The 14,520-nt window shown below is 36.3% G+C and carries 10 protein-coding genes; 6 read left to right on the forward strand and 4 right to left on the reverse strand.

The annotated features are described in order from the left end of the window. Positions 1-99 precede the first annotated feature (99 nt). Complete coding sequence (locus HVN35_06685; protein ID NYB52225.1) at positions 100-672, reverse strand: thiamine-phosphate synthase; 573 nt, start codon at positions 670-672, stop codon at positions 100-102. A 667-nt stretch (positions 673-1,339) separates the two neighbouring features. Between HVN35_06685 and HVN35_06690 the strand changes: the two genes are divergently transcribed. Beyond that, positions 1,340-3,664, forward strand: coding sequence for a hypothetical protein (locus HVN35_06690; protein ID NYB52226.1), 2,325 nt, complete (start codon positions 1,340-1,342; stop codon positions 3,662-3,664). Positions 3,665-4,004: 340 nt separating this feature from the next. Here HVN35_06690 and HVN35_06695 read toward each other — a convergent pair whose 3' ends face one another. Further along, positions 4,005-4,958 carry a transposase gene (locus tag HVN35_06695; GenBank protein ID NYB52227.1) on the reverse strand — a complete coding sequence of 318 codons (954 nt, stop codon included), beginning with the start codon at positions 4,956-4,958 and terminating at the stop codon, positions 4,005-4,007. Positions 4,959-5,150: 192 nt separating this feature from the next. Further along, the gene (locus HVN35_06700; protein NYB52228.1) at positions 5,151-5,594 is read right to left on the reverse strand and encodes an FAD synthase; all 444 of its coding nucleotides are present in this window, start codon (positions 5,592-5,594) and stop codon (positions 5,151-5,153) included. 411 nt (positions 5,595-6,005) lie between these two features. Between HVN35_06700 and HVN35_06705 the strand changes: the two genes are divergently transcribed. Together HVN35_06705 and HVN35_06710 are read left to right on the forward strand one after the other, a co-directional pair. After that, a complete protein-coding gene (locus tag HVN35_06705) occupies positions 6,006-7,577 on the forward strand; it encodes a flippase (GenBank protein ID NYB52229.1) in 1,572 nt (523 codons plus the stop codon). 192 nt (positions 7,578-7,769) lie between these two features. Further along, a complete protein-coding gene (locus tag HVN35_06710) occupies positions 7,770-9,008 on the forward strand; it encodes a phosphoenolpyruvate synthase (GenBank protein NYB52230.1) in 1,239 nt (412 codons plus the stop codon). Positions 9,009-9,096: 88 nt separating this feature from the next. Here HVN35_06710 and HVN35_06715 read toward each other — a convergent pair whose 3' ends face one another. Next, a complete protein-coding gene (locus HVN35_06715) occupies positions 9,097-9,813 on the reverse strand; it encodes a 1-(5-phosphoribosyl)-5-[(5-phosphoribosylamino)methylideneamino]imidazole-4-carboxamide isomerase (GenBank protein NYB52231.1) in 717 nt (238 codons plus the stop codon). Positions 9,814-10,354: 541 nt separating this feature from the next. Between HVN35_06715 and truA the strand changes: the two genes are divergently transcribed. The 3 genes from truA to wecB all read left to right on the forward strand — a co-directional run bounded on the left by truA (position 10,355) and on the right by wecB (position 14,418). Beyond that, positions 10,355-11,170, forward strand: coding sequence for a tRNA pseudouridine(38-40) synthase TruA (gene truA / locus HVN35_06720; protein ID NYB52232.1), 816 nt, complete (start codon positions 10,355-10,357; stop codon positions 11,168-11,170). Between the two features lie 154 nt (positions 11,171-11,324). After that, positions 11,325-12,746, forward strand: coding sequence for a DUF460 domain-containing protein (locus HVN35_06725; protein NYB52233.1), 1,422 nt, complete (start codon positions 11,325-11,327; stop codon positions 12,744-12,746). A gap of 364 nt (positions 12,747-13,110) precedes the next feature. Beyond that, positions 13,111-14,418, forward strand: coding sequence for a UDP-N-acetylglucosamine 2-epimerase (non-hydrolyzing) (wecB, locus tag HVN35_06730; protein NYB52234.1), 1,308 nt, complete (start codon positions 13,111-13,113; stop codon positions 14,416-14,418). Positions 14,419-14,520 lie beyond the last annotated feature (102 nt).

A 14,520-nucleotide genomic window follows, 5' to 3' on the forward strand; every position in this document is an offset into this window, starting at 1 on the left:
ATAAGTTTTTAGGAGTCTATAAATCTACAAATGACATTATTAATTTTCATAATATTAATTTTAATAATTATTTGATTGTAACCATTAATATAAATTAATTTAATTGTTTATTTTTTGGGCAACTTCCAGAGATAGGTAAAGTTTAGCCAGACATACTGCCATTTCAGCCAATTCTATAGGACTGGTTCCTATTAGTACAATCATGGGCTCTTTTCCCCAGGCACCAGTGTGATAAATAACATCGGGAACAGAACCTAAATTCTTTATGGCAACTTCAACCCCCCAGGATATGGTTTCACCTTCCTTTTTCATAACCTCTTCTGGTTCCTGGTTGCGGTTATAGCTCGAGACCTTTAATCCCAATTTCTGACATAAATCCACCAGTTTAGGGTGATATTTGACGTTTAGGGCGCTGCGCTTTTCAGGGTCATGTTTCATAACACTTAAAATGAGCCTGGCCATATGGGATGAAGCATTGTAATCGGGTGGACTAACTGCTTTAGGGAGGTTATTAACAGTTGTTATGCGTCCGGGTATTCCAGCAACATCTTCTATGGTCCCTGCATTCTTCCGTGCCATTACAATGTTGCTTCTTACTTCAGGGATTATCTGTGCAAATTCAGGGGATGCTTCCAGTATCTGCACTGCCATTTTAAGCTTTTCTATAATCATATAGGAAAATTTTAAAAGCAATGCAATATAAGTTTTGGGTCCAAGAAATGACTATAAGAATATTAATGCCTATAAAAATCAATTAATAAGTTTACCAAGATTTGAGATGTTCAATGAATTTTTTTGAAATTACATACTTTTTAGCAATATTTTATACATACCATCATACCAATTTATTGTTGTATGGATAATACAAAAAGAGTAAAAAAGTGATTGATACTAACTATCATAACTACAATGTTCAATTTTGGATTATGGGGTCTTTTACATCAATTTAATATGATTTTACTTTTTTTTTCAGCGTCTAATATTAATGACATTATTTTTTTAAAAATGGGAATAAAACTTCCAATTAAATCAGTAGGGAGTTTTATAATGTGACTGTATTCACATCTCAGCCTTGAACTATACTGGCCAGAGCATAATATGGGTGGGGTGGTATAGATATTATCAATGGAATACCAACACTCTGAATCATCTTTAAAAGTCTCAATTTTGACGGTTTTTGACTTAAAAAAGGTTAATAAATTCTTTTTTGTCTAAAGAATCTATGAAAAGATTTATATGCTCAAAAGGACGATCTTATTGTGTCAGGAACATCTATCTTGTTCAACTGACATGCAGAAAATGAGGGGGCATAATACTGAAGCAACAATGGTTGCTAGTTGTGCTACTCTTACTTGGAGTTGCATTACTGGCCCCGAGTATTAACTATGCCACCCCAAATCAGAATGCATCAGATAATTTCACGAACACAACAAATTGCAGTGAAATAGTAAAAAACACCACAAATTCAACAATCATTCAGAATACAACCACTAAGGTGGTTAACGATACAGAAACCAATCAAAAAGAAAACCAGACTGCGGAAACTATCAAAAACACTCAAAATAGTTCATCCGATTACAGCAACGGAACAGATAACATTCAGAATTACACAGCGGCAGCATCAGACGGATACCAAAACGTCCATGGACTATGGATCAGTGCGGATGAAGCATCAAACGTAAACCTTGAAGAGATATTAACAGCCGGAATAACGGACATCTTCGTCAAGGCTAATCGTTTTTCTTCTCCAAATTACCAAAGCGTCCTGACAAGCATTATAAGTAAGTTCCAGGGAACTGGAATAAGAGTACATGCATGGGTCACCTGTTTCATTGATGAAAATGGAAACTGGGTGGACCCTCTGGGGAAAATTTATACCTACACCGTAAAGGTACCCTACACCGAAACAGTGAAAGTAGCCACTCAAAACTGGTATAAAGACTGGTATAAAGTTTGGTATAAGGCTTGGTACAAAAGCTGGTACAAATCTAAAGGAAGCTGGAGATACACTTGGAAGTCCTACTGGACCTACTACTGGACCTACACTTGGAAGTATTATACAACCTACAACTATGTAACTAAAACTTCCTATAGAGAAGAGACCCGAACAACAACTGACACAAGTTTCAATGATGCACTGGTAAGTTATATTGCAGATATCGCTAAAAACTACCGAATTGACGGAGTTCAACTGGATTATGTGCGTTATCCAGGAACTGCCTACCTGCACCCTGGTGGAACAGAAGCTATCACCAATTTTGTAAAAAAAGTGGATGAAACGCTATATTCCATCAACCCGAAAATAGCCCTTTCAGCAGCACTCATGCCTGAGTGCAGTGTAAATGGTTATTATTACGGGCAGGACTACGCTGCGCTGTCACCCTACCTTGATTTCCTCGTCCCTATGATTTACAAGGGAAACTACAATCAAGACACATCCTGGATTGGAACCACCACCAAATGGATCTCTACCCATTCCACAAAACCCGTGGTTGCCGGTTTACAGGTTTATGCAAGCGACAGCAACGTAAAGAAATTATCAGCCACCGAAGTCATTCAAGACATAAAATCTGCCATATCCAATGGATCATCTGGATACGTCCTGTTTAGATATGGATTGGTAGATAAAGCCTTCTTCAACCAGGCATCAACAATTCCTTCTACTAACAACAGCACTAGCACCTCTACCACCAACTCATCCAGTACCAACACCAATTCACAGACAACGTTTACTATAGCACAAATCATCGACGCAGCAGGGAGAGTTAAAGCGTTTATAGAAAACAACAAAGCTCTACCTAATTACGTGACAATAGGGTCCCTACAGGTCACCATGCCTCAGTTCTTGAGATTACTCACAACTAGCACCTTGCAAGTGTATAGTGGTATAAGCACACCCGTAGTGTTAAAAAGTGCTTCGGCAGCCTCAAATCCTTCTGAGGAGATGACAAGTGGTAACTTAGACAAAAACGGGTATATTGACCTGGCCAACCGTATAAAGTCCTTCATGGACACAAATGGGGTGGCACCGAATTACGGGTCAACTGCTCTAGGGAAAATTCGTTACGAATCACTTATCTATCTCTATAGCAGGGTTATGGCATTTTACGGAACTGAGCACTACCTACCAAACTATGCGGTTATGAAACCCTGGAGCTCTATAACAGGTTCCAGCAGTACAACTAACACTGTAGATCCAACCATACCCAGCAGCTTGCAGGTCTATCTTCAAGCAACTTCCAACTGTCAGGTAAACGACCCCCGTATAATTGCACTGGCTCAGAGCATAACCTCTGGCGCAACTTCCAGCTACGATAAGGCCACTCGCATCTTTAACTGGGTGCGAGACAACTTAGAATATTCATACTACTACGACTCCCAGAAAGGAGCTGTTAATGCTCTTTTATCCAGGAGTGCCAATTGCTGTGACCATTCACATCTAATCGTGGCCCTTTCAAGAGCAGTTGGATTACCAGCCAGATATGTGCATGGAGTATGTACTTTCAGTAGTGGAACTTATGGACATGTATGGGCGCAGATATACGCCAATGGCCAATGGTACAATGCGGATGCAACCAGTTACAGAAATGAATTGGGTGTAATTCGCAACTGGAACACCAACTCATGGACTTACAAAGGCACCTACGCAGAGCTGCCCTTTTAAATCCTTTCTTTTTTTCTTTTTTTTTAAGTCTCATAGCTTTAGTATGTTTAATTTGCAAAATAAGTTGAAATAAGAACATTAAATGCTAATTAATTCAAAATATAATAAAAAAGTTGCTTAAACTTAAATTAAACCTTATTAATTAACCTTAATAATACCTTAATAATACCTTAACCTTGTAAAAGAGGTTAAAAAACAAGCCTTGTAAAATAAATTTGATTTAAAATTCATAGGGTGTTAGATTTTTACATTTCAGCGAGGCGTTGTAGTTGCTTGTTATCGGGTTTTAGTTTGGATACTATTAAGGCTGCTAAAAGTACACTTAAATAGGTGGTTTTTGCTACTGATTTGTATGATAAGATGGTACTTGTTCATAACCGACTCCGTTCTTGAAGAATTTGATAAAATCTTCGATTTTGCTTCGTATGGACTTTAAATAGTCCCATTTGTCGTATAATTTACTTAATTTAGTCACTAGGCGCCTGTATAATGTTTTTAATGGGGTTTCCACACAGCATAAATCTAATGGGTAGTTAAATTGGCTGAAAACTCTGTCTTTTCGTGTATTTTTCTTTGGTCGGATTAAAGGAACGATTTTATAGTCCATTAATCCAGACCCATAGTTTTTGAAGCTGAAATAGCCTTTATCAGCTAGCACTAAGTCTCCTTTTTTTAGTATTCTTCTTCTTTTCAGGTCTTCTAGGATTTCTAGATAAATTTGGCTGTCGTGAACTGCACCGGGGTGGAATAGCATGGCTAATGGTTGGCAAGTGTCGTAATCCATGGCTATTGTTAATTTTCCTCCAATAAATTTCTTTTTGGAGCTAGAAAAGCCAAATTCATAGCCATTTTCTTCTAAAGTTCGATCATCATAATACCTTTTTTCAAGATTTATTCTAAAACGGATATCCGTTGAATCAATGATTATCTTCCTATTTCCCCTCACATCCTTTTTAAATTCTTTATTTAAACGTTTCAAAACAAATTCAAGTACTTGGCAGTCGTCAAAGCGTGAGAAAACCTCTGAAAGTTCTAAATAATCTAAAGTCGATTTGAACCTGAATGCTTTTCTCAACTCTTCACTGTTATTTAACTCATCTACAACATATTTAATATCAATTCCATAAAACATGGCAATTAATCTAATTTTTATGGCACTTAACACCTTATTAACTGGTTTCATACCATTTCGACTTAATTCCTGCCGAGTTTCTCTAGAGTCGATATCTATAAATATTACGTCCAACAAGTTACATTTAGGGTTTTTTATATCGTGAACTAATGGCATTTTCATTTTATTCACCAAAAGTACTATGTAAAAGCCATTATTTAAGTTTTTCGATATAAAAACCCTTTAAAATTAATATAAAAAGATTTGGAAATGTACTTTTATAAACCAACTATAATACACATAAATTTAAGCAAAAAAATCAGTTAAAATTGCCCAGATTTTCACATTAAATCTAACACCCTATAAAATTCATTTTTAGCAATGTTTAAAACTGTCTGGGGGAAAATCAGATTCTTTAATCTTTTTGATGATTTTACAGGAACTGTCCAGTGAAGAGTGATGATAACCATTTATTTTAACCACTTCTGCATCAATACCTCTTTTATTCAGTTCTTCTCGTAACAACTCAAGATCGAAGTTCTGATCAGGACCAATAGTAATAATATCAGGCTTAATCTTACGGACTGTGCTGAACATGTCAGTTTCACTTCCTAAAACTGCTTTATCCACGGGTTTAAGCATCTTAACTACCTTTAGGCGTTGTTTTTCTGGGACGATAGGTACTCTTTTCCTGGCCCTGACTGTGGACTCCCTGGCCACCACCACAACCAGACGGGCATCCTTCCCCCCGAGCTTTTTTGATTCTTCAAGGTAATATCCATGACCCGGGTGTATTAAATCAAAGGTACCAGTTGCCATTACAATTTTAATAATCACACCTCTTTTAAAAAACTATTCTAGAAACCTATTCTAGAAACCTTTCTAAATGCAATATTTTATTGAATTATTAATTTAAGGGAAATTGTTACTTCGGGAAGTTACTTCATTTATGTCTGTTATAAACTATTAGTTTGTTGATAAAAACTATTTGTTAAAGTGTCTTTATTCTTTTTTTATATTGATTTTATCTCGGTTAGTAAATTTTTTTATGAAAAATTCATAATGAAAAATCTTAAAATAGTTATAAGTTCATGGTAGGGTTTATTAACAGTAGTTTTATAAATAAGGAATTATTGAATTGAATCTCTAGAATATTAAGAATATTAAAATAGAGTTTACCAGAATTTTGTTAATAATTTTTATTTAGACTTGAATTAATGGGTAATTATCATGAGTTCCAAAATAGCCAGAGGAAGCCTGATCATGCTGATTGGGTATTTCATTTTTCGTATAGGTGGTTATCTTTACCGTTTTGCCACTGCATATCTATTAGGTCCAGCAGGTTTCGGTATACTTAATCTGGCCCTTCCTACACAGAGTATATTGATTCAAATAGCATCTGGGGGCATGCCACCTGCTATTGCCAAGCACGTTTCAGAATACACGGCAAAAAATGAAGAAGAGATGGTCAAACAAGTAGTTCATACTTCAATAAAAATCGTCATTGTTCTGGGATTGTTAATGAGCATAGTCATATATCTCCTGGCAGAACCATTAGCTTTAGGACTATTTCATAAACCAGAAGCAATACTGCCCTTAAAGCTTGTGGCATTAATAACTCCTTTCAGTGTTTTAGTTGGTGTTTTTAGAGGTGCTTTTCAGGGTGTTTTCCAGATGGGGAACATTGTGATAACCAAAGCTTTTGAACAGGTTTTCATGATCAGCAGTGCTATAATTCTGATTTTACTGGGCTTTTATGTGGCAGGGGCAGTAATTGGAACTGCAATAGGTTTTGTGTTTTCAGCACTGTCAGGATACTATTTATATCGCAGAGGATTGGGGAAACGGCTTAAGAATGTGAAATTATCCTTCTCTACCAAGGAAGAATTAGCCTTAGCCAAGGTACTTCTTATTTTTGCATTCCCAGTTCTCATAACTGGGCTTGCTGAGATTTTATTATTTGACATGATTGGAAATTATGTTGTCGGAGCTTTTATGACCAGCGAGCAACTAGGATTTTTTGGTGCAGCCACTCCTGTAGCCCGTTTACCCCTCATAATTTCCATGGCAGTTGCAACGGCAGTTTTACCAGCCACAGCCGAAGCAGTGGGTTTGGATAATAGAAATGTACTTCAAAACTATGTGAATCAATCCTACCGCTATGTGGCCCTGGTTGTGTTCCCCATGTCTGTGGGAACTATGCTTCTGGCTGCTCCCATCATGAAATTACTTTACATAAACCCAGTCTACATGAACGGAGCAACAGCACTCCAGATCATGGCGCTCGGCATGTTATTTTTCACTATTTACACAGTTTCTTCCAGTATTGCTCAGGGATTGGGAAAACCTTACCTTCCAATGACTATTTTAGTTTTGGGAGTGATCTGTGATGTGGCTATGAGTATTTTTTTAGTACCTCTTTATGGAATTACAGGTGCTGCAATGGCCCTTACTATCACCGCTTTTCTTATAATGACATCTATTGTCTGGAAAACTCTTCAGATAGCTGAGGTAAAATTGGAAATTTTAAATTTAGTTAGAATAAGTATTGCAACAGGGATAATGGGAGTTTTACTTCTTCTTATTCCAGAGAACATCCTATTTTTACCCATTCCCTGGAATTACACTGTATTTGCAGGAGTTATGATTTTGGCGCTTATTGTATATGTGGGGGCTTTAATACTTGTTGGTGGTCTTAAAAAGAGCGATGTTAATGCTATCAGTAAGTTAGGTAATAAATCAGGTCCTTTCAAAACCACATTGAATAAAATAGCTTCATTTTTAGAAAGATTTGCTCACTAAATATTTTTATTCACAAAGAATATAAAAAGCTCTTTAAGTTTTCTTTTTTTTTAGATTGTTAGATTGTTAGGGTGCCAAAGATTCGAACTGTTTGAAATCTTTCAATTCAAACTTTTTTTAGAATACCTAAAAAGCCATAATTAAAATTTTTACTAAATTATTTCCACAATAATTTACATAATAAGTAAGTACATGATAGTAATCAGGGGAATAGGAACGGGTTCTTATGTGGGAGTAGGCCGCGTGAAGAAAATAGAGGATGATGAAGACCTCCTGAAACTGGAAGGAGGGGAGATAGTAGTTCTATCTAAAGCTTCAAGGGACATGTTATCCCATCTTCACAGGGCTGGGGGAGTTGTTACTGATTATGGGGGTATCACCAGTCATGTGGCCATCGTACTTCGGGAGATGAAGATCCCCTGTGTGGTGGGAACTGCCCAGGGTACTAAAAAACTTGAAGAAGGAACCATTGTAACCGTGGATGGGAGAACAGGTAATATCTATCAAGGTTTCATTGAAAGAGATGGTAAACATGATTCTTTTGAACTCCATTATCCTTCAACTTTCATAAAGGTCAACCTCAATGTCCCTGAAATTGCAGGAAAAGTAGCATCCTGTGCTGATGGTGTGGGTTCCATCCGCATTGAAAACAGCATAATTCGCACGGGAAAACATCCCTATGTACTTTTGGAAGAAGGAAAACTCACCAGGGTTATTGTGGATTCTGTAAGGATTATTGCAGATTCATTTTATCCTAAACCAGTATGGTTTCGCACCTTTGACATTCCCACTGATGAACTGAAACGTTTACAGGGTGGAAGTGTTGAGCCCGATGAAGATAACCCGTTACTGGGCCTTAGAGGTATTCATAAGGATCTTAAAAATCCTGAAATTCTGAAAGCAGAGTTTGAGGCCGTATCCCAACTTATGGATGATGGGTACGATAATTTGGGGGTTAAAATACCATTAGTGAGGGATGTTTCTGAGTACAGGCGAGCCAAGGCAGTTATGGGCGAGGTGGGAATCAAACCCCATCAGGACTTGCCTCTGGGGGCCTCCATAGAAACACCATCAGCAGCTTTAACCATGGATGAATTAGTAAAGGAAGGAATGGACTTTGTGACTCTGGGTATGAGTGACATGGCCATGAGCTCCTTGGCAGTGGATAGAAGAGGAGTTAAGGTTTCTAAACACTTTGATCTAACCCATCCATCGGTCTTGAAGATAATGGAAATGGTAATAGAAAAATGCAAAGATAAGGGTATTGAAAGCTGTATATGTGGTCATGCAGGATCTGATCCGGCTATTGTGCGCTGGCTGGTAGAGAAAGGCATAAGTTCCGTATCCACCAATCCTGATCAGATTCTTAATATACGTAAAGTGGTTAATATAACTGAAAAAACCATTATCCAGAAGGGATTTACAAATTAATTTTTAGATAGAGGAGATAAATTGGAATAAAAAAATTAAATTGGAATTAAAAATAATAATTTATAAAAAAATGAGATTTAAGGAATGATCACTCTTTCTGGTATTTGAGGGCATCTTCAAAGTTTATAGTGCCTTTATAAAGTGCCGATCCTATCACAACTCCGTAGACATCTGTTTTACTAAGTAGAGATATGTCTTCCAGAGTACTCACACCTCCAGAATAAATAACTGGTATATTCACATTTTCAAGAAGTTCAAGGAGGGGTTCAACCTTAAAACCACCCAAAAGCCCTTCGTGATCAACATTAGTGAACAAAATCCCTCCAGCTCCTCTTTCTTCCATAATTTTTCCCAGTTCTGGTGCATTCTGGTTAGTTTTTTCAGTCCATCCCCTGACAACCACTTTGGAATCCCTACTATCCAGTGCTACTATTATCCTCTCACTTCCAAATTCACTGGAAAGAGTCTCTACTGCATCAGGGTTCTTTATGGCTAGAGTGCCAAGTATTATCCTATCAATACCACTGTCCAGTAAATTAGCTGCATCCTTAATAGTTCGGATACCTCCACCCATTTGAACTGGTATGGAAACATGTTTAAGGATTTCCCTGACCACCTGCAGGTTCCCTCCCTCTTCTAAGGCACCTCCCAGATCAATCACATGTAAAATACTGGCTCCCTGTTCTTCCCATGCAAGGGCAACTTTTGCAGGGTTATCAAGCACAATCTGTTCTGTTCCAGGCCTTCCCTGTACTAACTGAACACATTTACCATTTTTAATATCAACTGCAGGAATTATAAACATTTAATTGCCTCTCTGATATTGTAACACAAGTTATTTTATGTATTTTATGATTTTAAATGAATTATTTTATGGTTAGATGAATATTATAATTGGATGAGTTTTTTCTACATCATGTATTGATAAATCAAATTTTTTTATTTCAATTTTTAAATCTTTATTAGCCATTTTATTATCTACAATTTGATGACAAAACTCTAACAAATTGAAATCTAACAAATTTAAAGAATCTTTTTTTTTTTAAATGAATAAGTTTCATTTTAAATTTATAACTCCAATTCTAATGAATATTACAATAGGAGTTATAGTAAAAGATGAATATTAATCATCCTATATTAATTAATCAATAGTTGAAGTATAGATTTAAACCAATTATTAATGAAAATAAGAAATCTAATGAGAATTTCCATTTAAATCAGGATTTATTCCAATTCATTATCCAAACTCTGTGATTTGAAAGAGTTTGGTTTATATTATCACCTAATATATCACCTAATATCGATCATAAAATAAGTATTCTATATTCAAATTAAAGGATGTTAATATGATTAGAGTGGCTTTGAAGCTGGCATACATTGGAACTGATTTTTACGGATTCCAAAGACAGCCGCACCTGCGTACAGTTGAAGGAGAACTGTTAAAGGCACTTAAAGAAGCAGGAATAATAACTGACCTTGCACAATCCAATTATTCCATTGCCGGACGCACTGATCGTGGTGTTCATGCCCTGGGAAATGTGGTATCCTTCCGCACGAAAAAAATGCCCATTATAAATCAGATCAATGATCTTCTACCCAAGGATGTAAGGATCTTAGGTTCTGCCAGGGTTCCAATGGGATTCAAAACCAGATATGCCCATAGGAGACATTATCGCTACGTTTTATGTAAAAACCGAAGGGGGGAGGAGTGGGAAACTCACAAAATGCAGCAAGCAGCACATTTAATGGAGGGGACTCATAATTTTATTAATTTTTCCAAGAGAAGTAGGAGGAACCCCATTCGTAACGTGGAAAGTATAATTATAACGCCCCAAAAACATTTATGTACAGTGGATGTAATTGGTGAGAGTTTTTTGTGGAACATGGTTAGAAAGATGGTAGGAGTACTTTTAAGTGTGGGCAAGGGTGATCTTTCAATTGATGATGTTCGAAAAATGATGAACCCTCAGAATACTGCAGCAATAACTCCCCTGCCCCCTGAGAGCCTGATACTGATGGATGTTTGCTATGAAGGTGTCCATTTTAAAGCAGATGAATATGCAAGGCATCGATTTTCTAGGGCCTTACGTGAAGTTTGCCATAACCACTGGAGAATAGTTGCTGCAACAGAAGAAATGATCAATTCTTTAACTGGGGATTGAAAAGATCTCCTGAATGTGATCCTTTTTTATAGTTTTTCAATTTTTTGGAACTAATTAATTAAGTGCTGGTTAACAAAACAATAAATAACAACACAAACAAAGAATTAAAAGTAAAACTAAGAATTAGAACTAGTATCCAAAAGGAGGAAATAGTCTGGTTCACCGCTACCATCAAAATTTTAAAGAAAAACTTTTTTTAAATTTTAAAGACCAGAAATCGTCATCTAAAAACCAGAGAGGTATTATTGTAGGTCTTGACCCTGGCATGACAGTTGGAGTGGCCATTCTTAATCTTTCAGGGGAAATACTTAATGTTAAAAGTTTTAAGGAAGCTTCACGGGCAGATATAACTCGTCACATTATCAGCTATGGTAAAACAGTTTTAGTGGCTACTGATGTCCATAATCCTCCTAAAATGGTTAAAAAAATGGCTGCTTCTCTTAATTCCAAAATTTATTTTCCCTACAGGGATATGGCTGTCAGTGCTAAAAACGAATTAGTGGATGACTACATTTATTCCCATGATCATAACCCGCAAACAACCAGATCAAAAGACGCTAGTGAATCAATTCCTCAAAATGCCCATGAAAGAGATGCACTGGCAGCTGCAATACAGGGTTATAAGAAATATCAGAAAAAACTGGAACAAATAGAAAGAAAAACCCAAGAAACTGAATTAACACCTCAAATGGTGGATGAAATAAAAGTTTCAGTGATTAATGAAATTCCAATTACCAAGGCAATCAATTCCACTATAAATAAGTTCATTCACCAGGGTCATTCTAATAATGAAAAAAGTTCAAATGATGACATGGTCCCTGATTTAATGTCTGAAGATTCTCATGAAATAATTCATAGATTACAGAGTAAAGTAAAATCTCAGGAAAAGCAGATTAAAAATTTGAAAAGTAAAAACAGCATTCTGGAATATAAGGTTAATGAATACCAAGATGAAATATCCCTTTTGGAAAATAAAATCCAAAAATTACAGTACCAGTACTCTCAGAACATCTTACAGCAGAAGGAAATTGCCACTAAAAATTCAATCATCAAAGGGATTCAGGAGAAATATTACCATGAAAAGGAATTAAGAAAAACTCTTGAAGAGCAGCTGGAATCCATAAAACGAATGAGAGCCATGGAGCTTTCCAGAGAAGCAGTACCTGTTAAAATCATTGACACGTTTTCAAAAGATGGGATAAGAGAGGCTGCCAGTTCCAGAAACATAAAAAGGGGGGATGTAGTTCTTTTGAAAAGTTCAGAAGGTGGTGGTTCCCACACTGCATCATTAATTGTTAAATTAGGTGTTAAGGCAGTTATAACCACTGACAAAATGTCTCATCAGGCAAAAGAGGAATTTGAAAAACACATGATCCCCTTACTGGAAGAAGGAGAAGTTGATTTAAAGATGGCAGATGAATTTGCTATTATTTTATCCCGGGATCTTGAAAGGGAAATTGAAAAATGGAATAACCATCAGAAAGAAAAATTGAAAAAAGAAGAAAGAAACAGGCTTCTTAAGATAATGGATGACTATAAGGCCCAAAGGAAAAGATCAAATAATAATTTTCATTGATCATTGCTTGCCAGGTACAGATTCCAGTATTCACATCATTTATTCAGTGGTTTAAAATTTCATTATCATTGTTATTCAACTACTTTTTATCTAATGGACATTTATTAATGTAGTTTAAGATGTATTAGGGTTTATTGAACACATATTAAATATATAGAGTATTAATTGGACTTATTGGGTAAGTATGTCTGTTGAACAAGTATTGGATTTATGCAATTTGTTTTTAAAGAGTAAATATTAAAAGATAGATTAATAATCTTTATTTAATAAATAATCTGATTTGTATTGTTGTGAAGCATTAAACTCCCAGATCATTATAAACTAAATAAACTAATGGTCATCAGACTAAATTTAGGTGTAATAGATGAAAATAGCATTTATAATAGGTACCAGGCCTGAGATTATAAAAATGTCCCCTTTAATAGATGAAGTTGATAAAAGGGGAATAGAATACATATTAATACACACAGGTCAACATTATGACTTTGAAATGTCCCAGCAGTTTTTCATGGACCTTGAACTTAAGGAACCCGATTATAATATAGGTGTGGGGTCTGATTCCCATGCTAAACAGACTGCCACAATGATGGAAGGTATTGAAGATGTTTTAGTTAATGAAAAGCCAGACATTGTCTTGGTTCAGGGAGATACCAATGCAGTTTTAGCCGGAGCCCTAGTTGCAGCCAAACTACATATAGCTGTGGGACATGTGGAAGCTGGTCTTCGCTCCTATGACAAGACCATGCCTGAAGAGATTAACCGTATGGTGGCTGATGTATGCACCAACCTCTTTTTCGTACCCACAGAAGAAACTGCAGTAAATCTTCTATTTGAGGGAATATCCCCCAAAGATATATTCATAACTGGCAATACAGTGGTGGATGCTTGTTACAGAAACCTGAAAATCGCCAGAAAAAGTTCGAACATAATGTCCCAGCTGAACTTGACAGGGGATATTATGTCCTTAACTCTACACCGTGCTGAGAATGTTGATGACCGTGAGAGACTGGAGAGCATCATCCAGGCTTTATTAAAGATTGAAAACATCAATATAGTTTTCCCAGTACATCCCCGTACTGTAAAAACCCTTAAGAAATTTGGGTTCTATACAGAGCTTGATCAAGCACCCCATATTAAGATGACAAAACCAGTTGGTTATCTGGATTTCCTCATTCTCCAATCACATTCTAAGCTTATGATGACGGATTCTGGAGGAGTTCAGGAAGAAGCAATAACCCTTAATATCCCGTGTTTAACCCTGAGATACAATACAGAAAGGCCAGAAACGGTTCATGCAGGGGGGAACATACTGGTGGGGGCAGATACTGGTAAAATAACCAAAACTGTAAGAGAGATACTTGAAGATGAAGAAATCTACTCTAGAATGAAAGAAGCACCCAACCCCTATGGTGATGGCAATGCCTCTCAAAAAATACTCGATGCTATTTTAGATTCATATCATAAGGGTAAGCTAGAAATAAAACCACCTGAAGAGATAGAAGGGGAACACACCAAAAAATTATTATCAATAAATGAACAGGTCACAGTGGCAGAATTTGAAACTAAAAATCCAAAAAGTACAGTGAATCTTGTTTTTGAGGATGATAAGCCTCGCTACCCCTATCCTGACCTCTCACTGGAAGATAAAACCATATTAGTTGTTACTAATTGATAATGCAATGAATCTTTAAGATAAAAATCTTAAAGTCAACAATTTTTTTCCTTCACCAGTTTGAAAACCTCCACTTGTTTAAAATTCGCTGTTTGATAAATA

It is taken from the genome of Methanobacteriaceae archaeon (genome assembly GCA_013403005.1).
Taxonomy (GTDB): Archaea; Methanobacteriota; Methanobacteria; order Methanobacteriales; family Methanobacteriaceae; genus Methanobacterium.

What these genes read in the sequence shown, in the direction of transcription:
- HVN35_06715 (NYB52231.1), bottom strand. Translation starts at nt 9,813, where the DNA reads ATGTTTATAATTCCTGCAGTTGATATTAAAAATGGTAAATGTGTTCAG.
- truA (NYB52232.1), top strand. Translation starts at nt 10,355, where the DNA reads ATGATTAGAGTGGCTTTGAAGCTGGCATACATTGGAACTGATTTTTAC.
- wecB (NYB52234.1), top strand. Translation starts at nt 13,111, where the DNA reads ATGAAAATAGCATTTATAATAGGTACCAGGCCTGAGATTATAAAAATG.
- HVN35_06685 (NYB52225.1), bottom strand. Translation starts at nt 672, where the DNA reads ATGATTATAGAAAAGCTTAAAATGGCAGTGCAGATACTGGAAGCATCC.
- HVN35_06700 (NYB52228.1), bottom strand. Translation starts at nt 5,594, where the DNA reads ATGGCAACTGGTACCTTTGATTTAATACACCCGGGTCATGGATATTAC.
- HVN35_06695 (NYB52227.1), bottom strand. Translation starts at nt 4,958, where the DNA reads ATGAAAATGCCATTAGTTCACGATATAAAAAACCCTAAATGTAACTTG.
- HVN35_06710 (NYB52230.1), top strand. Translation starts at nt 7,770, where the DNA reads ATGATAGTAATCAGGGGAATAGGAACGGGTTCTTATGTGGGAGTAGGC.
- HVN35_06705 (NYB52229.1), top strand. Translation starts at nt 6,006, where the DNA reads ATGAGTTCCAAAATAGCCAGAGGAAGCCTGATCATGCTGATTGGGTAT.